At 68.5% G+C, this 24,869-nt stretch carries 17 protein-coding genes; 16 read left to right on the top strand and 1 reads right to left on the bottom strand.

The window, feature by feature from the left end:
* Window positions 1–57 precede the first annotated feature (57 nt).
* The gene (locus ACQEVO_RS23945; RefSeq protein ID WP_432917147.1) at window positions 58–2,049 is read left to right on the top strand and encodes a type VII secretion target; all 1,992 of its coding nucleotides are present in this window, start codon (window positions 58–60) and stop codon (window positions 2,047–2,049) included.
* A gap of 484 nt (window positions 2,050–2,533) precedes the next feature.
* Here the strand turns inward: ACQEVO_RS23945 and ACQEVO_RS23940 are convergent, their stop codons facing one another.
* On the bottom strand, window positions 2,534–3,688 hold the full coding sequence (locus tag ACQEVO_RS23940; RefSeq protein WP_432917144.1) for a hypothetical protein: 1,155 nt from the start codon (window positions 3,686–3,688) through the stop codon (window positions 2,534–2,536).
* Between the two features lie 191 nt (window positions 3,689–3,879).
* On the opposite strand from ACQEVO_RS23940, the gene ACQEVO_RS23935 reads away from it, so the two are divergent.
* From ACQEVO_RS23935 to ACQEVO_RS23865, 15 genes are all read left to right on the top strand, one after another.
* Entirely contained in the window at window positions 3,880–4,848 is a 969-nt protein-coding gene (locus ACQEVO_RS23935) for a C40 family peptidase (RefSeq protein ID WP_432917141.1), read from the top strand.
* A gap of 16 nt (window positions 4,849–4,864) precedes the next feature.
* Window positions 4,865–6,667 carry a hypothetical protein gene (locus ACQEVO_RS23930; RefSeq protein WP_432917138.1) on the top strand — a complete coding sequence of 601 codons (1,803 nt, stop codon included), beginning with the start codon at window positions 4,865–4,867 and terminating at the stop codon, window positions 6,665–6,667.
* 542 nt (window positions 6,668–7,209) lie between these two features.
* Complete coding sequence (gene eccA / locus ACQEVO_RS23925; protein WP_432917135.1) at window positions 7,210–8,967, top strand: type VII secretion AAA-ATPase EccA; 1,758 nt, start codon at window positions 7,210–7,212, stop codon at window positions 8,965–8,967.
* Window positions 8,968–9,060: 93 nt separating this feature from the next.
* Window positions 9,061–10,617: a type VII secretion protein EccB gene (gene eccB / locus ACQEVO_RS23920; RefSeq protein ID WP_432917132.1), complete on the top strand. Its 1,557-nt coding sequence runs from the start codon at window positions 9,061–9,063 to the stop codon at window positions 10,615–10,617.
* A complete protein-coding gene (gene eccCa, locus ACQEVO_RS23915) occupies window positions 10,614–14,624 on the top strand; it encodes a type VII secretion protein EccCa (protein ID WP_432917130.1) in 4,011 nt (1,336 codons plus the stop codon). Before eccB ends, eccCa begins: the two co-directional genes overlap by 4 nt.
* Before the next feature lie 119 nt (window positions 14,625–14,743).
* A complete protein-coding gene (locus ACQEVO_RS23910) occupies window positions 14,744–15,079 on the top strand; it encodes a hypothetical protein (protein ID WP_432917127.1) in 336 nt (111 codons plus the stop codon).
* A 33-nt stretch (window positions 15,080–15,112) separates the two neighbouring features.
* Entirely contained in the window at window positions 15,113–16,465 is a 1,353-nt protein-coding gene (locus ACQEVO_RS23905) for a PPE domain-containing protein (RefSeq protein ID WP_432917124.1), read from the top strand.
* Between the two features lie 77 nt (window positions 16,466–16,542).
* The gene (locus tag ACQEVO_RS23900) at window positions 16,543–16,920 is read left to right on the top strand and encodes a hypothetical protein (RefSeq protein WP_432917121.1); all 378 of its coding nucleotides are present in this window, start codon (window positions 16,543–16,545) and stop codon (window positions 16,918–16,920) included.
* Between the two features lie 48 nt (window positions 16,921–16,968).
* Window positions 16,969–17,271, top strand: a complete 303-nt coding sequence (locus tag ACQEVO_RS23895) for a hypothetical protein (RefSeq protein WP_432917119.1) — start codon at window positions 16,969–16,971, stop codon at window positions 17,269–17,271.
* Window positions 17,272–17,336: 65 nt separating this feature from the next.
* Window positions 17,337–18,173: an ESX secretion-associated protein EspG gene (locus ACQEVO_RS23890; protein ID WP_432917116.1), complete on the top strand. Its 837-nt coding sequence runs from the start codon at window positions 17,337–17,339 to the stop codon at window positions 18,171–18,173.
* Between the two features lie 26 nt (window positions 18,174–18,199).
* Complete coding sequence (locus ACQEVO_RS23885) at window positions 18,200–19,861, top strand: AAA family ATPase (protein WP_432917113.1); 1,662 nt, start codon at window positions 18,200–18,202, stop codon at window positions 19,859–19,861.
* Window positions 19,858–21,396 carry a type VII secretion integral membrane protein EccD gene (eccD, locus tag ACQEVO_RS23880; protein WP_432917110.1) on the top strand — a complete coding sequence of 513 codons (1,539 nt, stop codon included), beginning with the start codon at window positions 19,858–19,860 and terminating at the stop codon, window positions 21,394–21,396. Before ACQEVO_RS23885 ends, eccD begins: the two co-directional genes overlap by 4 nt.
* The gene (mycP, locus tag ACQEVO_RS23875) at window positions 21,396–22,754 is read left to right on the top strand and encodes a type VII secretion-associated serine protease mycosin (RefSeq protein ID WP_432917107.1); all 1,359 of its coding nucleotides are present in this window, start codon (window positions 21,396–21,398) and stop codon (window positions 22,752–22,754) included. The genes eccD and mycP overlap by 1 nt, the downstream gene beginning before the upstream one ends.
* Window positions 22,751–24,478 carry a type VII secretion protein EccE gene (eccE, locus tag ACQEVO_RS23870; protein ID WP_432917105.1) on the top strand — a complete coding sequence of 576 codons (1,728 nt, stop codon included), beginning with the start codon at window positions 22,751–22,753 and terminating at the stop codon, window positions 24,476–24,478. The genes mycP and eccE overlap by 4 nt, the downstream gene beginning before the upstream one ends.
* A gap of 23 nt (window positions 24,479–24,501) precedes the next feature.
* Window positions 24,502–24,849, top strand: a complete 348-nt coding sequence (locus tag ACQEVO_RS23865; protein WP_432917102.1) for a helix-turn-helix domain-containing protein — start codon at window positions 24,502–24,504, stop codon at window positions 24,847–24,849.
* Window positions 24,850–24,869 lie beyond the last annotated feature (20 nt).

Here is a 24,869-nt window from a genome sequence, read left to right as displayed (position 1 = left end):
ACAAATGGGAACAATTGACAATTGGGTGAGTCGGTGGTGCGAAAGGATTGGTCGAACATGCCGAGATGGCTGGAAATCGAACCCCCAGTACTACGCCAGCTCGAAGAGCAGCACCTCCTGATCGCGGCGGAGATCCGCGCATGGGCCGAACCGCCCGTGGAGTGGCTGGCCAATTTCGAGCCCACCTACGGCAAGATCGCCAACCCGGTCAAGGAAGCTCTGGAACGCTACTACGAGGCTCGGCGCCGGGCGGGTGAAGCCTTGGCGCGGGAACACGAGCAAACCGCCAAATCGCTGCACGATGCCGCTGACGCCTACGAGCGTGGCGATGCCGAAGGCGCCGCCGCCATCGAGCAGGCGGGTAACGAAGTCAGCGGCCCCGGCAGCACATTCGGCGGCCCCGCGCCGGCACCGGCCCCTGTTCAGCAACCTGCCCCGGTGGCGAGCGACCCGGCGACGACCCCGTCCGGCGAGGCGACGACCCCGGTCGCGGCGGGCGGCCCGAACAATATGGGACCGGTGTCACCACCGGCAGCCGCGACGCCCGGCGAGACGCAAGGACAGGGCGCCGGCCCGGCGGGGCCGGGCACGAACGGCGCCGCCGCGGCGGTGTCGCCCGGTGCGCCCACCGGCGCACCCACCGGGGAGACCGCGGCCGCTCCCGGTGCCACCGGACCGACCGGCGGATCCACGGCGGGAGCGCCGGGAACGGCTGCCGGCCTGCCCCCGGCGGGGGCCTTCGCCGGCGGCCCGGCCGGCGCGGGGTCCGGAGGCGAGGATCGCGGCACGAGCACACCGGGGACCGGTTCCACGGCGGACAACGGCGCGGTACCGGCGGTCGCGCCGACTCCGTTCAATTCGGCGGTCGACGCCGCGCGGGACAAGGAGGCCGAGCCCAACTACATCGTCGGCGACGCCGTGAACGAAGACCTCGTCATCGCGCGGACCCTGCTCGGCGCCGTACTCGCGGCGACGGATTCTCCGGTGGGTATGACCTGGGCGGTTGCGGTACTGCGCGGCCCCGCGGGTGCGGGAATCTTCATCACCTCCAACGAAGGCCGCGGCTGGCTGCCGGCCGGCCTGTATCTGCCGCGCCAGGTCTCCACGCCGTGGCTGTGGGATGAGCTGCTCGGCGCCGACGGCGCTGCCGCCGCGCCGTGGGAAGGTGTGTCCGACCCCGCCCGGGTGCTGGTCGAATTCGGCCTCGCCTGGGGCGCGAAGGCCAATGCGACACTGTCCGCGCTGGTCTCGTCCGGTCCGATCGATCCGGGCCTGCACGGGCGCCTCGGTACGGTGGCCATGCAGGGGTTGGTCGGCCCGAGCTACGACGTGGACCTGCGGGTACTCACTCCCGATACCGCGGACCGCCTGGGGATCACGGGTTCGGTGCCCGCCCTGGAATCGGTCTCCGCGGTGACCGACGTCCAGGTGCGATCACGGTGTATCGAACTCGCCGTGGAGGCACACGAGCAACTCGGCCGCGCCGCCACCCCGGTGCACCACGATGCTTTCGCGGCGCGTGCGCTGCGCGACCGGATCCTGGCCCGGGCGCAGAGCGGCGAGGAAATCCCCCGCTCCTGGTGGGAGGAACTGCGGGACGCCGACGATATGCTGGCGGCCGCGATGATTTCGCAGCGGGTGGATGTGGGTCGGGTCGATCTCGGTGCCATCCGGGTGGACGACGAGGTGAGCGGGCTGCGGGCACTGGTCTGGGAACGGCGCTGCAACGAGTTGGTCGCGCTCCTCGAACGGGAACCGGATCGGCAGGTTCTGCGTGACGCGGTCTACGCACACGGTCAGGTCCTGGAGCATCCGTCGTTCGCCGCGATTCCGGACACCGTATCGACGGATGTCCAGGCGCCGGTCGACCGGCCTGCCGGTACGACCAGCGGGGTCGCGGTGGGGCCCGTGGAGGGCGGCCCGCCGGCGCCCCCGGCGGTCTCCCCGCCGGGTGTCGTGAGCGCTCCGCCGGTCGATGCCGGTCCACCGACCGGTGCGGTGCCCCCGCCGGTCGCACCACCACCTGGAACGGCACGGGAAACATCCTGACCTGCGCATTGATTGCGCCGCCGAGTCAACCGGCCGGACCGTCTGCCCCGCGATGCAGCGGGCCGGTCGGCGACTCGGCGGCGGGCCGTGAGTGATCGACGGGAACCGGTAGGGAGTGCGGGGAGCACCCGGCGGCTCCTCGCGAGGCCCCGCTGACTCGATCGGCCCGCAGGCGGGTGAGTACGTCATCCGTCGCGCGGTTGCCACCCGCAGTTGCGGACGCCCGGACGAATTTCAGCGCAGTGGCCCGGCTCCGTGGCAACTCCGCGCCGGATCCGCGGCCGCCGTAGCCTGGGAGGCCGCTACCACGTGGTCGACGGCGCGGATGATATCGAGCGTCCGGCTTGTCCAGCGCCGCCCGGCCCCCCGGTGAGCGCCGCGACCGCGACGGCGGGCAGGGCGCCGGTCCGGGTTTCAGTGACCTGTTCGGTGCGCAGCAGCCGCGACAGGCCGGGAGATGCTCCGCCGGGCCCCGGACTTAGCGCTACACCTGTTTGCCAGGAGATGCCGGGCCGTACGGAATTTCGGTTTGCGGTGCGCCCGCCTGCGTGGTTTGGTTCGGTGCGGCGGTTTCGCCCGGTGTAGTTGTGGCCCCTTGCGGTGCCCCGGTTGTGGGGTCGGTCGGGGCGGGACCGGGTGACGGAGCGGGCTGGCTCGGCGGAGCTTCGTCCTTGTCCTCGTCGTCCTCTTTGTCCTTGTCCTTCTGCCCGAGAAGTTCTGGGAGCTGACCCAGCATCGGCATCAAGGCCATCGGCAGCATCGCGAGCATCGGCAGCATGGACCCGAGTCCACCCATGGCGCCGGCACCGGCCGCACCGCCACCGGCACCACCACCACCGCCGCTCGAACCACCGCCGGCCGCATCGACGTTCACGTTCTGAGCGTCCTTGACCTTGTCGTGTACCGCGGCCACCGCCGCGGCGACATGATCCATGACCGCCGCTTCCTCGGCGGGTTTGAGCTTCTTCGCTCCGACCGATTTCAGGGCGACCTTCAGATCGGCGACGATGTGCTGGATTTCGAACAGGGTCTTCGCCTGTTCGGCGGCCACCATCTGCGAGGTGCCGTCCACCTGCGCATCCATATCGACCATGGAGTCCTGCCGGACGCCCGCCGACATCACCTGTTGTTTGTACAGATCCAGGCCCTTACCGGACCCCGGCAGGTGCGCGGTCTGTACCTTGTCCGGCGTCTTGCCGTTCGCGGGGGGTGGCGGCGGGTCCGCGCGGCCGAAACCGAGTACGTCCACCGACTGCTGAATGGTGCTCTCCGCCTGGGCGATGAAGGTGGCGAGTTCCGGGGACGCTCCGGGCGGTGGCTCCAGTACGACGAGGTACGGGCTCTTCTCGGGACCGGTTTTCGCGGCGACGAGCATGGCCCCGGAGGTGCCCGCCGCGGTACCCGATGCCGAGCTGCCGCCCGGTCCGGCGCCATCTTTCGCGGCGATCGTGGTCGCCCGCACCGGAGTTCCACCGTCGGCGGCCAGGGTGCCGCCGTTGTGCACCGGGTTCGTGGGTCCCGGTTCGCTGCTACCCGGCGCCGCCAGGAGTCTGCGGTCCGTGGTCCCGGCGCTGCCGGGGCGCGAGGCCGAGGTCGTTTCCGGGGTGTCGATTTCCGCGTCCGCCGTTGCTGTGTCCATCCGCTGTCGTCGCCTCCCGTGCTGTCCCTTTCATTGTGTTGTCTTCCTGGGGATGGGAATAGGACCACCGTCGTTCACCCGGGTGTTGTCGCATAGTCGAAACAACGCAGAGGGCGTAATAGCCGAAAAGTTGCCCGGGGTGCCGGGGCGGAGAGGTAAGTCGGTGCGATGGGCGAGGGTGAGCTGATCGTATGCCGGCACTGACCGACGACGTGCACGGTGTATTACAGGAGCTGCTCGGGCTGTACGGGGCCGGGCAGCCGGCCGACCGTGCCTCGGCAGCGCTGTCGCAGGCCATGGCCGCGGAATTCACCCGGCTCTCGGGTGGGGGTGCCACAGGGTACGGCGACACCCTGAACATGCATCGCACCGTCGTCGAAACACAACACGGCCGGGAGGGAGTCGTGGGCAAGACGGTCACCGAATCGGGGGCCGGCACGCTGCACGGGCGCGGGGTACTGACGAATCAGATCTCCGACCTGCAAGCACGTATCCAGGCCATCACCGCTGTCGGTGATACGAGGTTCAGCGGTCCGGCGCTGCTCGATTCGGCCCAGCAGACAATCGCCAACGCGACCAGGCAGGTGAACGCCGATATCGACGCGGCACGCAAACAGGCGGCGCAGATCATGCCGCCGGTGGCTCTCGGCGAGCGTAAGAGATCGACCGTCCCGGCCTCTCGGAAGCGGCGGCGCCGGCGGCGGCCACGGATGGTCGCCGGTCAGCAGGTCACCGGCGGTCAGCCGGTGCGCCGGCGTACCCGCGGTAACTGGGACAAGACCAAGGGCGGCCTGGCGGCGAAAGCGGCGGACTCCGCCTTCGGTCTCCCCTATGTCTGGGGTGGCGGGGGTGCGAACGGTCCCAGCGGCGGGGGTTTCGACTGCTCCGGGCTGACGCAGTACGCCGTCGCGCAGGCGACCGGTGGCGAAGTCGTGCTGCCCCGTACCACCTACGAACAGATCTACGCGGGGGAACGGATCGATCCGCGCGATGTCCGGGCCGGTGATCTGGTGTTCCCGGCCGGATCGTTCAGCGCGCGCGGACCTGAGCATGTCCAGTTGGCGGCCGGTGACGGAATGGTGATCGAGGCGCCGTATTCGGGTGCGACGGTGACCTATTCACCCATGCCGACCGACGCCGTGGTGATCCGGGTCATCTGAGCGGATCTCCGAGCCGTTGGCTGTCGAGATACCCCACGAGGTCGTCCAGTTCCTGAACTTCGCCGGTGTGCCGTATCCGGATATCGACGAGGACCAGGTCCGGGAACTGGCGGGCCATGTGCGGACGTTCGCCGACGAGGTGGCGGGCACCCATGAGGCGGCCACCGGGGCCATCACGGAGATGGGGTCGGTTTATCAGGGCCGTTCCTATCGCGCGCTGGTCGCGTCCTGGGGACGGATGAGCGCCTCGCATATGGAGACGCTCGAGGACCTGTGCCAGGTGGTGGTGACCGCGCTGGAGGTCGCGGCCGACGTGATCACCGCGGTGAAGATCGCGGTACTCACCGAACTCACCCTGCTCGCGGCGGCCTATACGGCGGCGATGGCTGCCACCGTGGCGACAGCCGGTAGCTCCGCCGCGCTCGGGCAGTCCCTCGCACTGGCGGCGAAACGCCTCGTGACCGCCATGGAACAGGCGCTGGTCGCCTATATCCTGGCCGAGGTTCTCGGCCGGGCGATCGAACCGCTGGAACAGGCCGTCGCCGATATGGTCGCCGGCGTCGTCTACGACACGGTGGCCGATGCGCTGGGTACCGACGGTGACGACGACGCGCTGCTGATCGATCCCGAGGAGGTGCGGCGCTACGCCCAGGTGCTCGACGACCATGCCGACGATATCGCCGGGCATGCGGAGAAATTCGCGAACCGGGTCTCGCGGCTGGACTTCACCACCCCGGTGGCGCCGCCGCCCGCGACGGCCGATTCGGGAACAGGTCCGCAACGGCCGGAACCGGTGGGGTCGCCGGGGCGGCCGGCGCAGTCCGCGGAAAGCGCGGTGAAGCCGCGGAACTGGCTGGTCGATACGGGTGCGGGCGTGAAGGATGTTGTGCCGCCCCGGGCATCGTCGCCGGGTGACAGCGGATCTGTCCCGGCCGGGAACGTGGCCGATCCGGCGGCCGTACCACAAGGGCCGGGAGCACCGGCAGAAACGGTTTCGGCGGCCGTGGGGCCCGAATCGGCAAAGCCGGGTCTCGAATCGAGAGGTGCCGGTCTCGAACCGGGCAGCGCCGGTCCCGATTCGCTCGGCGCCGGCGCCGACGCGGGAGCTGCGGGACGCGGGGTGGCGGCCGTAGACCGGGTTTCGCAGGCCCGAACCGGCGAATCGCCGGTGATGGACGAGCAACCATCGGTGTCCGGGGCAGAGGCAGCCGGGATTCCCGACCCGGCAATCGACACCGCACCCGTCTCGCGTGCGCAGGTCGAAACCGCAACGGATTCCGCTGTACCTTCCGCGGGCGTGTCCCGGGCCGATCCGGATTCGCCGGCAGGATCGGAACCGCGGAATCAGGGTGGCGCGGCCACGGCGGGGCAGAACGCGACCGCGACCGGTCCGTGGTCGCGGGCACAGACCGCCGCGGCGCCCGGAAGACCGGTGGGTACCCGAGCTCCGGCGGGCGGTGCCCTGCCCGGTGACGCGGGGGTGAAAGCGGGCCGGCGGAGGGAGAGCGCGGCCGCCGGGAAACCGAGTCCGTGGCGGGAGCGCCCGGCCGCGGAACCGAAGCCGGTTCCCACACCGTGGGCGCGCCCGGACACTGCGCCGGCGTTACCTGTCGTGGCGGCTCGCGGGGAAACGGCCCTGCCGCCACCGGTTCCGGTCTCCCGGCCGGAACCGGAGAACGGCGTCGCATCGGAGAGTGCGGCGGGAACGCGGCGCGGGAGTCCGGTCGTACCGGGCCGGGGGAGCGGCGCGCTGCCGGCGCCCGATGGCGTCTCGGTATCGCCGTCGCCGAGGGAAGAGTCGCGAAGGGCGGAGGGGTGAGAGGTGCGGCGGCCGGTGGCTCGCTGTTTCCACCGGCCGCCGCGGTACAGGTCATCAGGGATGAGGGGACTGGTGACCTGAGGCCAACTATTCCCGGTTGATGGACCGTTGTACAGCGGCACTATCTCCAATGGCGGGAAGGCGGGTCGGAGAGTCGGCGCGCATGTCATTTCCGGGCTTGAATGTCGTCCGAAAGATAAATCGGTATGTGCCAATGATTCTCAGCACAAACTCCGCTATGCGATCGTGGTGACCGGTCCTCTGTGAGGGTGGTCGCCGATCCAGCACCGCCGGAAGTGTCAGGCATATTGACTCGTTTTATGTGCCGTTGGGTGATGGGAAGATCCCGATGAATACCGTATGCCGACCGGTCCGGCGATGGACCGTGTGCCCGCGTACCGGAAAATGCGGGGCAATTACCGTACCGGCGCACCGAACTCGGTGCACGGACTTCCCAGTGGAGGGAAATGCCTAGGCCGTGCGGTGGGTCCGTTGTGGCCTACCCTGCCAGCAGGCGAGGGTCGGCGGAAGGGAAGTCCGAGTTGTCAGCGGCCGAAGACGCGTTCTACACGGGCGTGCAGAGTTTGGGATTGGTCGCCGGTGGGGTGCGCAACGAGGAACATGCGCGCGCGGCATTCACGGCGGCCACGGATCTCGATCCGGATATGTGCGACGCCTGGCTGGGCCGCGCCATGGCGGGTGAGATCACCTCGGAAGTGATCTACGGCGCCTATCGCTCCTCGCACAATCTCTACCGTGACCAGCAGCGGGCCGGGCTGGCCGACCGGGCGCTGTGGTGTCAGGTCGAGATCGGCGTATTCGGCCTGCGGGTGGCCATGGCCGATCGGGACCAGATCGCCATCGCGCAGGCGTGCGCGTACGCCGACGGTGGCGAATGGCAGGAGGCGGCGGCCATTCTCGATGAGATCCGCGGCGACGATGTGGCGGGTTTCGCCAGGCTCTCGCTGTTCTACCGCACCGGGCGCTGGCCCGATGTCCTCGCCGCACGGTCGGACAAGCCGGTACTCGAGGACGGTTTGCTCGATATCGCGGCCGAATTGATGGCTGCCTCCGCACTGGCCCATCTCGGCCGGTTCGGTGAGGCGATGCCGCGAGCACAGCGGATCGTGGAGGACAGCCAATCCGGCAATCTGTCCTATATCTGGGCCGATGCCCACTATTTACTCGGCATGATCTTGCGGCATACCGGCGAACACGACGCGGCGGACAAATTGCTCAAGGGCCTGCAGGGCTCCGGGCTGTGGCCGAATCGCCCCCAGTGGCAGCAGGCCGTGCGGGACAAGAACTTCCGCCTCGAGGTCACCACGCCGGCGGTGATCGCCTCGCGCACCGATATCTGGAATCCGAAATCGGGTGACGACCCCGCCGAGGTGGCGGCGAGCGCGGCCAAGGCGGAACGCGACGCGCTACTGGACGAGGCCTCGAAGCTGTTGCAGTCGCAGATCGGGATGGATTCGGTCAAGGAGCAGGTCGACCGGCTCAAGTCGGGTGTGCTGATGGACCAGGTACGGGCCAAGCGCGGGCTGGCCGTCGATTCCCGGTCCAACCACCTGATCTTCTCCGGCCCGCCCGGGACGGGTAAAACCACCATCGCCCGGGTGATCGCGAAGATCTTCGCCGGCTTGGGGGTGGTCGAGAACGCCGAGGTCGTCGAGGCCTCGCGTAACGATATGGTCGGGACGCACCTGGGGCACACCGCGCCCAAGACCAACGCGCTGATCGATTCGGCCCTCGGCGGTGTGCTGTTCATCGACGAGGCCTACACGCTGATCCAGGAAGGCCTTTCCGGTGGTGACGCCTTCGGTAAGGAGGCGGTCGATACATTGCTGGCCCGGATGGAGAACGACCGCGACAAACTGGTCGTGATCATCGCCGGATACGAGGCGGAGATCGACCGGTTCCTGCAATCGAACGAGGGCCTGTCCTCGCGCTTCACCAAACGGATCCGCTTCCCCAGCTACGACCCCGACGAGCTGGTCCAGATCGCCGACCATATCGCGGCCAAGAAGGATTCCATCCTGTCCGATCAGGCCCGTGAGGTGCTGCGCGATCGGTGCACCGCCATGTCGGAGCAGAGCCGCAACGGCCGGCGCCTCATCGACCTGGCGGGTAACGGCCGCTTCGTCCGCAATGTGGTGGAGGCCGCGGAAGCAGAACGCGATTTCCGGTTCACCCGGGAGAACGTCGATATCGCCGCGCTCACCGACGAAGAACTGATGACCGTCGATGCCTTCGATATCAGCGCGGCCTTGCAGGGGTTGGCGCCCGTCGGAAAATAACGCCACCCACCCGTAATTCCCAGTGTTGGGAAGTTCCCTGCGCTGGGGTGCGCGTTAAGTTGTGGCCGAGGTCGGCGGAAGGAACGTACACCGGTGGCACGCTTCCGGGTGGTGACCAAACACCAGGTTTCGGGTTGGCGGTTCCTGCTACACCGGATCGAGCACGCCCTGGTCCGCCGGGACGCCTCGATGATCGACGACCCGTCCCGGGGCCGGTCCACCGCGCTGGCCATCGGCGTCGCGCTCGCCTGCGTGGGTATCGCGGGTGCCGCCGTCCTGGCCTTCTTCAAACCGGCCAAACCCGTGGGCGATTCGCCGATCATCGCCGAGAAGGACACCGGGGCGCTGTATGTGAAACTCGGCGAGCGCCTGCATCCGGCGCTGAATCTGACCTCGGCCCGGCTGATCGTGGGGCAGGCCGCCAAACCGGTGGAGGTTTCGCGCGACGAGCTGGCCAAGTACCCGCGCGGCGCCTGGGTCGGGATACCCGGCGCCCCCGGGCAGATCACCGACGAAGCCGAGAAGGATTCGGAGTGGACGGTCTGCGATACCGCCCGTACCGGCGCCGCCGCCCCCGTGGATCCCAAAACGGGATTGCCGATCCTTTCCCGGTCCGCGGTCCTCACCACCGCGATCGCCGGCTCGCTGACAGTGGACGACGACGCGGTGCACGAAATGCGCGCCCCGCAGGCCCGATTGCTGCGCGGTGAGGACGCGACCTGGCTCGTGTACACCGATCCGGAGCAGGGAGTGGTGCGCGCGGAGATCAATATGGCCGAATCGCCGGTGCTGCTGGCACTGGGCATCGATTCGTCGGTGAACGTCGCTGCCGCCTCGCCGGGCCTGCTCGGCGCCATTCCCGAGGTGCCGCCGATCCGGGTTCCCGATGTGCCCGACGCCGGCGCCCCGGTGACCTTGAAACCGGCCCTGGACGCGGTGGTCGGTTCCATCGTCACCGTCTCCACCCCGAATCAGCCGGCCGCCTACTACCTGGTCTCGAATTCGGGTCTGGTGCGGGTCAGCCCGGTGCTGGCCGCCATCGTCCGGAACGCGAATTCGCACGGTGCGGTGGCCACGAGCACGATCGGCCCGGATGTCGCCGCGGCGAACCTCCGGCCGGGTGACTGGCCGGGGACGGCGACCTATCCCACGGCGCCGGTCGAGATCCTGGACCCCCTCCGTGATCTGATCACCTGCTATCACTGGTCCCGTACCGGCACCGACCCCAATGCGCACACCCGGCTGCTGTTCGGCCGCCAGCTGCCGCTGACCAAACAGGAGCAGGGCCGCACCGTGCAATTGGTGACGGCGCCGTGGTCGGGTGGGGCCACCGCCGACTATGCGTATCTACCCCGGACCTCCGGTAAGTTCGTCCAGGTCACCGGCGCCGAGCCGGGATCGCCGTTGCGCGAGACACTGTTCTGGATCACCGACAGCGGTGTCCGGCACGGTATCGGTGCCGAACTGAGCGGTAGCAGCCAGAGCGATCCGACGCTGACCGCGCTGGGGCTGCGAGAACCGGTGACCGCGCCGTGGAGCATCGTCTCCCTGTTCGCGGTGGGCCCCACGCTCTCGGTCGCCGACGCGATGATCCAGCACGACGGGATACCGACGAACATGACCGGTGTCCAGATGACGGGTAAGAAATGACCGCGACACGCCGTTTCGTCCGCCCGGCCCGGATGGTGCGCGGCCCGAAGGCGCCCGCTGTAACCGAACTCCGGCTGCAGCCGCCGACGGAACTCCCGCGGCCGGTGCCGCTGTCCAAGCTCAAGATGATCATGCCGGTGATCATGGTGTGCGCCATGGTCGGGATGATGGCGATGATGTTCACCGGCGGCCGGACCATGTCGCCGATGATGCTGATGTTCCCGATGATGATGATCGTGTCGATGTTCGGCATGGTCGGCGGGACGCTGGGTGGCGCCGGTGGGGCGAACAGCACCGCGGCCGGGTTGAACGAGGAGCGCAAGGACTATCTGCGGTCGATCACTGATAACCGCAACACCGTCCACGAGGCCGAAACCGAGCTGTACGAATACCTTTCCTACACACATCCGGGGCCGGACGGGATCGGCCGGCTCGTCGGCGGGAAACGGATGTGGGAGGTGCAGGTCGCCGGTCCGCAATTCCTCCGGGTCCGGATGGGGCGCGGCCGGATCGCGAACCAGGTCCGGGTGATCGTTCCGGAAGCCGCGCCCACCTCCGATCTCGACCCGGTCGGTGTGGTGGAACTGACGCGGTTCGCCAAGGCCTATTCGACCGTGGGCGGAATGCCGGTGGCGATCAATCTGCTCTCGGCGCCGCTGGTCGGACTGGACGGGGATGCCGCCGCGGTCGCGGGGCTGGCCCGGGCGATGATCGCCGAAATCGTGGTTCTGCACGGCCCCGATCAGGTCGCGGTGGCGGCGGTGCTCAACGATCCGGACGGCCCGGAATGGTCCTGGCTGAAATGGCTGCCACATACCCAGCATCCGTCGCAGACCGATGCGATCGGCCCGAGCCGGATGGTCTACCGGACCGTGGCCGAGCTGCGGACGAAGGTGCTGGCCGGCCTCAACCGCGGACCGTTCTCCGCTAACAACGAACCCGCCCTGGACAAATCGCATTTCGTGCTGATCGTCGAATCCGGCGGCGCGAACACCGACCGCGATATCTCCGGTATCGACGGCTGCACCTGGTTGCGGCTGGGGGAATCGGAACAGTCGCTGCCGCGGTCGCTGAAGTTCACCGTCGGCGCCGACCGCGCCCTCGAGGAACACACCGCGCGCGGCAGCCGGCTGGTCGGTACGGCCGATTCCATGTCCGTTCCGCAGGCCACGGCCGTCGCGCGCCGGTTGTCGCCGTACCGGCTCTCCACCGTGGTCGAGGCGGTGGCCGCCGAACAGGCCAGCGGAAGTACCTCCTGGGAAGACTTGGTGGGGCTGGCCGATCCCGGGAACATCCGGGTGGATCGGCAGTGGCCGGCCCGCCGCGACTCCGACCGCAACCGCCTCAACATCCCGTTCGGGCACGATCCCACCGGGCAGCCGGTGTACCTCGATATCAAGGAATCGGCCGAAGAGGGTATGGGCCCGCACGGTATGTGCATCGGCGCGACCGGCTCAGGGAAATCGGAATTCCTGCGCACCCTCGTCCTTTCCGCGATCGCCGCGCATTCGCCGGATGTGCTGAACCTGCTGCTCGTCGACTTCAAGGGTGGCGCCACCTTCCTCGGGTTCGACCGGTTGTCGCATGTGACCGCGGTGGTCACGAATATGGAAGAGGAAGCCGATCTCGTCACCCGTATGGAGGACGTGATCAACGGCGAGATGGCGCGCCGGCAGCGGATCCTGCGTGATGCCGGCAACTTCGCCAGTGTGGCCGACTACGAGAAGGCGCGCGAACAGGGCGCCCGGCTCGAACCGCTCCCGACTCTGCTCATCATCCTCGACGAATTCGCCGAACTGCTCGAACAGCATCCGAGCTTCTCGAAACTGTTCGTCGCCATCGGCCGGCTGGGCCGTTCGCTGCGGATCCACCTGCTGCTGTCGTCGCAGAAAGTGCCGGCCAACCGGATGGGCGAGCTCGAGGCGCATCTATCCTACCGCATCGCCCTGCGCACCAACCAGACCAGTGATTCGCGCGACGCGATCGGCACGGCCGACGCCTACCACCTGCCGAAGAAGCCCGGTTCCGGCTATCTGCGGGTCGGCGCCGGCGATCTCCAGCGCTTCCAGGCCGCGTATGTGGGCGGTCCGTATACGGCGCCCACCCAGACCACGGCCGCCGGCACCCAGCGGGCCCGCCGGCCGGGCGGTGGATACAAACCGCCGCAGCGGTTCACCGCCGCGTATATCGCCGAGACACGACCGGTGGTGGAGCCGGAACCGATCCGGGTCGCCGAACCCGAGGACAACGACAGCGAACCGGTCACGGTGATGGAGACGGTGCTGCAGCAGTTCGCGCGGCACGGCCGCCCGGCACACCGGATGTGGCTGCCACCGCTCGGCGTACCGCCCACCCTGGACCAGATGGTTTCGGCCGTCGAGCCGGGCGCGCTGCGGTTGCCGTGGGCGATCGTCGACAAACCGCGCCTGCAACGGCAGGACGTATGGGTGGTGGATCTGTCCGCCGCGGGTGGCCATGTGGCCGTGGTCGGCGGGCCGCAGTCGGGCAAGTCCACCGCGCTGCAATCCCTGGTCCTCTCCGCGGCGCTCACCCATACCCCGGAGCAGGTCCAGTTCTACTGTTTCGACTTCTCCGGCGGGTTGTCCCCGCTGCGTGATCTTCCGCATGTCGGCGCCGTCTCCGCGGCCCGTGACGTGGACCGGATCCGGCGCACCTTCGCCCTGATCCGCAATCTGATGGCTTCGCGGCAAGCACTGTTCGATCACCTGCGCATCGATTCGATGCGCGAGTTCCGGCGGCGGCGTGCCACTCCCGAGGGTGCGGCCGAGCTGGCCTCCTACGGTGACGAGCACGGTGATGTCTTCATCGTGGTGGACGGCTGGGATATCGGTTTCGCCATCAACGGGCCGTTCTACGACGAGTACATGTCCACCATGGAGTCCATCGCGCTGCAGGGCCTGAACTACGGTCTGCATCTCGTGGTGAGCAGTTCGCGCTGGGCGGCGATCCGGCCGGCGGTCAAAGACCTGCTGCAGACCCGGCTGGAGATGCGCCTCGGCGACCTCACCGACACCACCTTCAACGCCCATCGCGCGGTGGTCGCCGCGGTCCCGCCGAACCGGCCCGGCCGCTGCGTTTCCGTCGATGCTCTGCATATGCTGACCGCGCTGCCCCGGATCGACGGCAACGGCGATTCGGAGACCGCGGCGGCGGGGCTGAGCGCGGCGATCGCCCAATTGCGGCAGACCTTCTCGGGACGGCGGGCACCGGAGGTCCGGTTGCTGCCGAACCAGATCACAATGCCCGAAGTGCTGGCGCGGGTACCGCAACCGACCACCCTCGCCGAACGGCTCACGGTGCCCTTCGGTATCCGCGAATCCGATCTGGCCCCCGCCACCATCGATTTCGCCACCTCGACCCACTTCGTCGTGCTGGGCAGTACCGGATGCGGTAAGTCGACGGTGATCGCCGCGCTGCTGGAGTCGATCCGCACCCGCTTCACTCCGGACCAGGCGCGGGTACTGCTCATCGACTACCGGCGCCACCATCTGGACGCGATACCGCCGGAGCAGCTGGTCGGTTATCTCACCAGCGCCCGCGATCTGGCGCAGAACCTGCCACCGTTCGTGGAGAAGATGCGCAGCCGCCGCCCACCCGACGATGTCACGACCCAGCAGCTCCGGGATCGTTCGTGGTGGAGTGGCCCGGAGATCTTCGTGGTGATCGACGACTATCACATGGTCGTGCAGCGCGGTCAGCTCAATCCGCTGGATCCGTTGAAGGACATCATCATCGACGGCCGCGATACCGGACTGCATGTGATCGCCGCCCGCAATATCGCCCAGGCCGATTCGGCCCTCTACGACAGCGTGCTGGGGCAGATCAAGAATGTGAACTCGCCGGGCCTCATCATGGACGGGACGAAGTTCGACGGTTCCCTGATCGGCGATGTGAAGGCCACCAAACAGCCACTGGGACGTGGCATTTTGGTCGAGCCGCTGCATTCGCGCAAGGATCTGGTGCAGGCGGCCTGGCGGCCGGAATGAGCACCGTCGCGGGCCCTGGCCGAAACCGATGAGTGGGACTCCCCAGCGATGGGAATGGCTTAGCGTTCTTGGTGTACCGCTCTGATGCGGGTAGACCTACACTTCGATCGGAGTCGTCGATGCTCCCCTTGTCAGTTATCGCCGAACAGCTTCCAGCGATCAGCGCGCAATTGGGAATCGAGCAGTCCACGCTCGAATCCCTGCTGACCGCCACCAGGCCGGCTGCCGCGCCGATGCCGGCCGGTCCCCATTTTCCCGGAATGATGCTCAGCGCGGGATTCACTTATATGCAGGCGGTGTATTTCAGCGCCCTCGACGCCGGCGTCGTCGAACAGATGCGCGGCGGCCAGACGCTGGTTCCGGCCAGTGTCGGGTTCGAAACCGTCGATGCGACCGGCGGTGCCGCGGTCGGGGCGGCCGGTGCGGTGGTCGCGGCGTCTGTTCCGGGTAAGTAACCGGACAGCCCGTACGGGACGAGAGTCGCCGCGATGTTCTTCGACTATTTCGCCATCGGCCCGGAGATGGTCCGGAACATGATGGACAGCGGGCCCGGCTCGCTGCCGCTCACGCAGACGTCGGCGGCTTACGCGGGGGTCGGGACCGCGCTGGACTCGGCAGCCTCCGGCACCGACGGACTGATGTCGACCATGGCCGAGGCCTGGGGCGGCCTGAGTGCGAACAGTGCGCAGGACGCATTCCGTAAGCACACCGAGTGGGTGCGTCAGCAAGCGGAGCTCGCGCGGCAATTGGCCGAAGTGGCCGATAGGTCCGCGGCCATGCACGATGCCACGGACAAGGTCGTACCGTCGGTGCCCGAACTGCTTGCGCACCACGCCAAACGCGCGGCCGCATACGAATTGGCCAAAGATACGGCGGGATCGCCCGCGGTCGTGCTCGGAGTGGCAGCCGTGGCAGCGGTGGAACTGGAGCATCTGGTGCTGCGCACGCGCGCCGCCGTCGCCATGCAGGCGTACGAGGCCGGGGCGATCACCGTGGTGTCCGCATTGGCTTCCGTACCGATCGCGCCGCCGCCGCCGATCGTCCTGCCCACCGGGGGCAGTACCCCGCCACCACTGCCGGATACCGAGGGTCCGCTGCTGGATCTGGCAGAGAACGGGCCGAACAGTCAACTACTCGGCGGTGGCGACCATCCCACCCAGTCCGGGGGCGACGGCACGCAGTCCGCCGGCGACGGCTCCAAGTCCGGTGGTGACAGTGGTGGTGACGGTGGTGGCGGTGACGATCCCGGCCCGGACCCGGGACCCGATCCCGGTCCGACGGAGCAGGCACCGTCCGATATCGAACAGGCCCTGGGCAACGATCCGGCCTTCGATCAGCACGCCGGCGACTACGGACTCGACTCGTCCTACGGCGACAGCCTGCTGGGTACGTCGCCGACCTCGTCGACGCTGGCGGCGCTGACCGGTGCGGGCAGCCTCGCGGCGCTCGGGATGGCGCGCGGCGGAATCGGCTCGATGCCCGGTGCCGCCACCGGCTTCCGGATGCCGGGCAGCTGGACTCCCGGAACGGGTACGCCCTTCGGCGCCGCTCCGGCCACACCCGGAACCGCCCCGGTACGCAAGGCTCCGGGCCGGGTCTCCGCGCCGACCGCGCGGATGCGGCGCCGCCGGAAGGAGGAGGAGAACAGGCCGGGCAAGGTGTTCACCCCCGGCGAGCAGTTCGAGGTTCCCGTTCTCGAACGGCCCCCGGCTATCGGTGTCATCGAATACGAAGAGGACGAACCCGCCGAGGACCTGCAGCTGGACTCCTCACTGGTGGGAGTTCTGGACCGTCTCGACGACGAGCCGGAAAGCGACAATGAACGAAAGTCCCGAGGATAAGTACCTCGGGCATCTACTCCGGAAGGAGCGCCGAAATGGCCGGAAACGGTGGCGTATTGCAGGCTGACATTTCGAGCATGAGCTCGGGTGTCAACAAAACGATGGCCAGTCTCGGCCTGCTCGAGCAGGGCCTCAGGCAGCTGGCCGGCATCCAGAACGATTATCGCGGGGTGTCCGAGGGACAGATCCACAATGCCGTGTACGCGGCGCTCGGCAATGCCTACGAGACCGGCGGCAAGCTGGCCGAAACCCTCAACAAGATCGCGGAGGCGATGAACAACGCCGGCCTCAAAACCGATAACGCGGAATTGGAGGCAGCGGGCCTCGTCTCCGCCGCCGGTGAGGGTCTGGACGGCGCCGTGAGTGCCGGTTCGGTGAACGACAGCCAATGGTCGAACAACCAGGCCGAGGCCGTCGGTAACCGGGATATGACCAAGGTCAATCTCGCGTTCTGACCGTTCTTCGGCCTACGCGGTAAGCCAATATACGAGAGGTGTAATTCCATGGCTATTCGGCTCGATTACAACGGAATCGATGGTCTCACCCAGATGACCACTGCGGTGGTCAGCCACCTGCAGGACCTCGCGGTCGAGATCCAGCAGTGCAAGACCGAGATCCTGAGCATCTACGAGGGCACCGGTGCCGGTGAGTACGAGACCGTTTCGCGGGTCTTCGACAGCCGCATCGAGGCCTTCCAGGCCAGCCTGGCCGGCCTCAATCAGAAGATTATCCAGGTGGGTACCAAGGGCGGCGATGTCGACACGGTCGACCAGGCCGTCGCCAACTGGTTCCGTGGCATCGTCTAGGTCGGTCGCCACGGCCGCCGTGCGCGGCAGGTCGCAGCCGGCAGATAGTTGGTGGGCAGACGGATTTGGACACTGATCCGATCTCGATCGATCTGAATGTCGATGCCGCCCTCGTCCTGCGGGATCTGGTCGGCATCGACACCTACCCGGCAGTCCTGGCCATCCTGCCCAATATATTCCGGATCGAGGACCGGGAACGGGTACGGACAGTGGTCACCGGCCAGCTCAGGGAGGCCGGGATCGTCGAGGGCGACACCGTGCACCCCGCGGTGGCCGGCTGGCTGCGCAGTCTCGAACGGCCGGATGTCGAACTGGCCGCGCGGATCATCGACAACGGCCGCGGTGGGCATACCCAGACCATGTTGCGCATATCGCTGGTGCGCGCGGGCGAGAGTCATGTCCTGGCGGTCCGCTGCGATGATCAGGTGGTCATCCAGCAGGTATTTCACGAAGGTAGACACCTGAACACACTGACGGCGGCACTGAAATCGGCGCTCGGCGATTATCCGGCGCTCGAGTTCGAGGCCGTCACCGTGGCCACCGCGGACCTGTCGGAGATCCCGGCGGATCCGGACGAGTGCCGGACGGCGCTGCGGGAACTCGGCGCGGCGCCGCATACCGCGAGTGTGCTCACCCGGGCACTGGGCGAAATCGTCCGGCGTGCCGAGGTGATAATGATCGAACACCGGGACGGCGGGTCCGGCCTGCCGGAGAAGGACGCGTGTACGAGCGTGGTCGATACGCTGTCGGGCCGGTTCATCGTGACGCCGGCCGCGGCGCTGGACGGACAGCTACGGTCGACATTCCGTCCCGGCGACGATTCATCCCTGCGGAGCGGGATCAATGCTCTGGTCGAACTGCTGCCGAGCCGCAGCTGGTTCGATACCGTGCGCACCGGTTGATGTGCGCAGGATGAGAGGACGGTGAGATGAACCGGGCACCGGCAACGAACGGCGACGCTTCGTCCGCGCTGGCCAAAGGCGGTTACGACGCATACTTCGCACAGCTCGAGGAGATTCCGGGCAATGGATCGACGGCGACCACATCCGCCGCGCCACCGGCGCCCGCTCCGGCGGCCGAGCCGGTGAGCACACCGGAACCCGCGGCCGGCCCGGCGGATCGGAGTGCGCCGGGAGAATCCTCACCGCCTTCCACCGCGCCGCAGCCCGGCGCTTCGACGCCCGCTGTTTCCGCCCCGTCGCCGTCCGTTGCGCCGCCCGCCGACCGGCCCGCCCCCGAACCGGCGGCTGCCGTCAGCGATGGTGAACTGGCCGAATTGCGCCGCCGCGCCGCCGATGCGCATCAGCAGGCCGCCGAAGCCGAGCGCCAGGCCATAGCGCAGCGACAGCAGGCGACATCGAATCCGGCGCCCCCGCCGGGTGCCGCCGGTCCGCTCCCGGAGCAGAGCGCCGCGGGCTGGAACCCCCCGCCGAGCGCGGGCGCGTCGTCCGCGACTCCCGGGCCGGCCCCGGCCGCGGCATACACCCAGGCCGCGGATCCTGCTCCGGCGCCGGGTAACGGTTACGGATACGCCGCGGCGCGACCGCAGTACACGGCCGACCAGACACGTGTGCCCGACCGGGTGCACCGGCCGGCGCACGAACCCTCGGGGCGGATCGAAGTGCTGCCGCCCGCCCTGGCTTCGGCCGAACTGCTCGCCGAAATCGCTGCTGTCCGGCAGGCGCATCTGCGGTCGAACAAGGGGGTGCGCGGGGCACTCAACAAGGTCGGATTCAATCTGGGGTTGTCACCGGCGGAACAGCGTGCCGAGCAACGGCGGACCCGTATCCGCCGGCAGCTCACCGCGCCTTACCAGATCGCGGTGGTGAGCGTGAAGGGCGGCGTCGGCCGCACCACGACCGTCGCCGCCCTCGGTTCGACCTTCGCGAAACTGCGGCCCGACCGGGTGGCCGCCGTCGACGCCAACCCCGATTTCGGTGATCTGTCCAGCCGGACGGCCCGGCATCAATACGGCCTGACGCTGCGGGATCTCGCGGCCGCGGGGGACCGGCTGGATTCGTTCTCGGCGGTGCATTCCTATACCGCCGTCAACGCCGCCGATCTCGCGGTGGTGGCTTCGCCGTGGAACACCGATGCCGCGGAATCGCTCAGCGGCGACGAATACCAGCGCGGCGTGCAGATCCTGCGCCGCCACTACAATCTGCTCGTGGTCGACTGTGGTACCGGAGTTCTCGATTCGTCGACCGAGCGGGTGCTGCGCACCAGCGACGCCGTGGTCGTGCCCACCCCTGCCACCGTCGGCGGGGTCACCGGTGCGGTGGCCACCCTGAACTGGCTCAGCTCACACGGTTTCGACCACCTGATCGCGACGTCGGTGATCGCCATCGTGCGCCATCATCCGGTCAAACCCACCGTCGATATCGAGGCCATCGAGAAGCTGTTCGCCTCGGCGTCGCGGCCGACCGTGCAGATCCCGTTCGATCCGCATCTCGCCGAGGGCGGCGAGATCGATCTGCGGATGCTGGACAAGGACACCGCTCTGGCGTTCGAGGAACTGGCGGCCGGACTGGCCGATGATTTCCCCGGCTATCTGGTCGAGCCCACCGGCGAAACCGGAGCCATGCGGTGACGGCTGTGCAGACGGCGCCGCCCAGCGCAACGGGCGGCGCCGCTCCGGCCGAGGTCGCTCGCGCCCGGATCGCCGTCATGGTCGCCACCTACCAGGTGGACGTGGTGGTACCGACCAAGTTCACCGTGGAAACCTTCATCGACGATCTGGTGGCGGTACTCGCCGATGCCATCGGTGATCCGGAGGTCGATTTCAGTCCGCCGCAGGGGCAGTGGAGCCTGGCTCGCCCGGGTGAGCCGCCGATCCCGCGCTGGCGCAGCCTCGGCGACCACGACATCGTCGACGGTACGGTCCTGATGCTCACCCCGGTCGAATCGGCCGAGGTATTCACGCCGGTCGTCGAGGACATCACCGATGCCCTGGCGCTCATCAACGAACGCGAATTCGCCGAATTCGATGCCGATACCGCCGCCGTCGTGGGTCTCGGTGTTTTCGGGATCGGCGCGGTGGGCGTGGCCGCCATGCTGTCCTGGGCATGGACACAGACGGCCTCGCTGCTGTGGTGCGGTGTCCCGGCGCTGCTGCTCGGGGCCTTGTGCTGGGGGGCGGCCGTCGCCATCCGGGGTAGCGGTGCGGCGCGCCGTATTTCACTGGGTGCCGCGCTCGCCGCGATTCCGCTGCTGTTCGCCGGCAGCGCCATGCTGGTACCGCCGGCCTACGGCGAACCGGGGCCGTTCGCGCCCGCGAATATCGCGGCGGGTGCGGTGGTCACGGCGGTGGCGGCCATGGCGATGATGCGGCTGACCGGTTCGGGTATCGCGACCCTGATGAGTATCGCGGTGCTCGGTATCACCGTGACCGCGACGGTACTTCCGCTCACCTATTTCGACCTGGTGACCCGGCAGGTCGCGGGCGGCGCCGTATTCGCCGGTCTGGTGCTGCTCACCCTCGCCCCGCGGATCGCGGTGCTGATCGCCCGGATCCGGCCGCCGGACCTGCCGGACCCGGGCAACGAGGTGAACCCGGCCACGCTCACCGATATCTTCGATGCCGAAACCCACCGCGATGTGGAGCAGAACGCCGAAGACGCGGCCGCCGCCGAACAGTCACGGCGCAACCACGAGGTGGGTATCGAGAGCCGGGCCCGGCTGGCCGTAACCAGCCTGCGCGGACTGATCGTGGCCATCTCCGGGCTGCTGTCGGTGGCCACGGTGATCTGTGCGGCGGTGAGCCCCGGCGGGATCCGGGAGATCGTCATGGGCGCCGCCGTCGCCGGTATCCTCGCCATGCGTTCGCGCTGGTACCCCGACCGTGTACAGGCCATAGCCCTGATCGCCGGGGCGGCGATCACCGTCCTCGGCGTCGCGTCGGTTCTGGTCGCGGCCTATGGCAGTTCGTTCGCGCGGTTGTCGGTCGTACTGGTGGTGGTGGTTATCGCCTGTGCCGCCACGACGGCCGCGTTGCGGCTGCCCGGTAAACGCCTGACTCCGGTGACCCGAAGGATCATCGACCTGATCGAATACGCGCTGATTCTCGTCGTCCCGGTGATCGCCTTCTGGATCATGGGCGTCTACACCGCCATGCGAGGAATCTGATGGGACCGGGCAGGGCCCTGGCCTCGGCCTTGGCCGTTCTCCTGCTGGGCGTGTGCGCCGGGCCGGCCACCGCACTGGTACCACCGCAGGTGGTGGTGGGTATCGCGCCGCCGGATGGGCCGCCGGGGCCGGAGACGCCGACCAAACAGGAAGGCGGCTGCCTGTCCGCCGGGGTGCTGGACGATACCGATATCTCCCGGACGCCGCCGTCGGAGCTGGCGTTGAACCTGGCCGACGCGCGCACGCTGAGCCGGGGAGCCGGTGTCACGGTGGCCGTGGTCGATACCGGCGTATCACCACATCCGCGGTTACCGAATCTGGCGCCGGGCGGCGACTATGTCGCCGCCGGCGGGGACGGCCTGCAGGATTGTGACGCCCACGGCACCCTGATCGCCGGAATCATCGCCGGCGCTGCCGATCCCGCCGACGGTTTCACCGGTGTCGCCCCCGAGGCACGGATTGTCTCCGTCCGCTATCGGTCCGCCGCGTTCCGGCCCGAACGGGTATCGGGCGATCAGCGGGAGCGGACAGAAATGGAGCTGCGGACCCTCGCGCGTGCCGTGGTGCACGCCGCGAATCTCGGTGCGGGGATCATCGTCGTGCCGTTGCCCGTATGCGTACCGACCGACTCCGGAATCGATCTGGCACTGGTCGCGGAGGCAGTCGGGTATGCCGTGCACACCCGCGGCTCGCTGCTCGTGGCAGGTGCCGGCAACACCGATACCGCGGGATGCGGTACCCAGAATCCCGGTTACGACCCGGCGCGGCCGGGCGATCCCCGCAACTGGCGCGATGTGCGCACGGCCTCTGTTCCCGGCGTCTTCAGCGAGGCGGTGCTCTCGGTGGGTCTGACCACCGCGTACGGGTCGGTCACCGGCCAATCGCTCACGGGGCCGTGGGTTACCGTGGCCGCCCCCGGAACCAGCATCGAATCGCTGGGGCCGGGCACGCCGGGGCTGATCAACGGGGTCGGCAACCCCGGCAAACTCGTCCCGGTCGGTGGTACGTCCTACGCCGCCGCCTATGCCGCCGGTGTCGCGGCGCTGGTCCGCTCCCGCTACCCGAACGAAACTCCCGCCGAAATCACCGCGCGTCTCACCGCCGGCGCCCACGCCCCGGCGCGCGGTATCGACAACACCGTCGGCGCGGGCCTGATCGATCCGGTCGCGGCCCTGAGTTTCCGCACCCCACCCGAGCCGCCGGAGGGCCTGTTCCAGGCGGCGCCGCTGGAGCTGCCACCGCCGCCGCGCGCGCCGGACGGAAAACCGGGAATCACCGCCGCGATCGTGATCGTCGCCGCCGTGCTGATCGGCGCGGGCGCGACCTACGGTGTGAGCGCGCGGCGGAGGCAGCGGTGACGACGACTGCGGAACGGGCGGTGCGGACACCGGATCGCCGGGTCGCCGGGGTCGAACGCGGCCCCTTCGCGGTGACGGCGATCGGAGGCAGTGTGGTGTTGGCCGGATTGTCGGCATATCTGCCGCTGTGGGGTGCCGCATTGATCGTGGCCGCATTGCTGCTGGCCGCGATCGTGCGGATCCGCGGCCGGACACCCGTCCGCTGGCTGCTCGACTGGCTGGATTTCCGGGCGGGCCGAGCCCGGCGCGCCGCATACCTCGCCGGACCGCCGGTGGTGCGCGATATCGAGGTTCCGGCGGGCCTGTGCGGTATCGCCGAGGACGGGGATGTGCTGATCGCCATGATCCAGCTCGCGCCGAACCTCGACCTGCCGACGGTGATCGCCGAGCAGACCATCTACACCGAGGACACCGTCTCCGCGGCGAGCCTGCTGCCGATGCTCGACCACTACGGGATATCCGTCGATATCGATATCGTCACCACCGGCCAGCGGGTTCGGGCGGCGGGGAGCTACAGCATGCTCTACGACCAGCTGATCGGTTCACATCCGGTGGTCGGTGACCGGTTGACCTGGCTGGTACTGCGCTTGGATCAGGAACGCAACCTGAAAATGCTGGCGCGGCGTGGACCGTGTGCCGTGGTGGCGCCGAAAACCCTGGCCACGGCGGCACACCGGATCGCGGGCCGGTTACGCGAACGCGGGGTCGCCGCGCATCCGTTGCCGGCGGCGGCTTTCCTGGACGCCGCGCGGTTGCTGCATATCGGTGCCGAACCCGCCGAGCTGACCGAGCGGTGGGATTGCCTGCGGACGCCGGTTCCCGGCCGCTTCGTCACCAGTTTCGGCATCGATTGGTCGCAACTCGACGAATCGGGTCTCGACGATTGCTGGACGTGGAACAGCGGGCGGACCACGCTGGTGGTGAGCCTTTCCGGGGACGAGGGTCCACGGGCCGTGGTGCGCTACATCGGACCCGCCATGACCGAGGCGCTACCCGACTATCTGCGCCGGCTTCCGGGCCGGCAGGCGCTGGCGCTGCGCGCGACGCTGCCGACCGGTAGCTCCTTGCGTGCGCTCACCCGGGACGAGCGCGTCGTCGAGGAGGCGCCCGCCGAAGTGGCCGCGGGTCTGTCGGTGGCGATCGGCCCCAATGGCCAGATCCTGGGGGCCATCAGCGGGCAGCCGCGGCATCAGCTGGCCCTGCCGTTGTTCGATCCGGCCCGGTACAACCCGCGCCGCCGGACCGTCGATGTGCAGGCGATGCTGCCGGTGGCGCAGCAATTGGTACTGCGCGCGACCGTCGTCGGCGCGGATATCGAGGTGCACACCAGCCGGCCGCAGCGCTGGGAGCATCTGGTCAGCGCCGTGGGCGATACCCGGTCGCTGCGGCTCGCGGGTACCGACGACACCGAACTCGGGTCGGACGCCACGATCGCGGTGTTCGATCAGTTGCCGCCACAGGCGTCGGCGGCGCCGACCACGGTGTCCATCAGCGATCCGGGGAGCCCGCGGCGCGGCTCGGTCGATCTCGCCATCGAGCAGGTCGGGGAATCCCAGCTGGATGTGCGTATTCCGATGCGTACGGTCCGGGTGACGCTCGTCGAACCCCGGGGCGAAACCCGCTATCTCGAGCAGCACGACCGGCCACCGGCGGGCGCGGTACCGGTGCGTAATTCCGAACGTACGGTTCCGGTGACCCGGCCCCATGGATATCCCACCCGTTGACAAGGGCAGAACAGGTAATCTCGATGACCGTGGTAGCGGAGACCGGATCGGACAGTGGTAGGTTCGACAATTCGGAAGGAGCGCAGGAACAGACTCCCCGGCAAGCCGCGGCGGCGATTTTCTCCAGCCGGCTTTCGGAACTGATCGCCGAATCGGTGGTTTCCACCGAAGACGGTTCGACACGCGGGCTGACACTGTATTCGCTCGCACAACATTTGGAGCTCGCGTACCCGGATGTGCCGGTCTCGCAGTCCGGGCTGTACCGGCTCATCCACGGCGATGCCATACCGCGGCTCGATCTGATCATCGCCCTGGCGCGTGTTTTCGATGTCCCGCCGGAGTATTTCGTCACCGCCGAAAAGCCGGCCTGATCTCCCGCCGCGTCATTCCC

The organism is Nocardia sp. CA-290969 (assembly GCF_050936135.1).
Lineage (GTDB): Bacteria > Actinomycetota > Actinomycetes > Mycobacteriales > Mycobacteriaceae > Nocardia.
The sequence above is the reverse complement of the archived record's forward strand: the minus strand, read 5'-3'. Positions and strand labels throughout refer to the sequence as shown.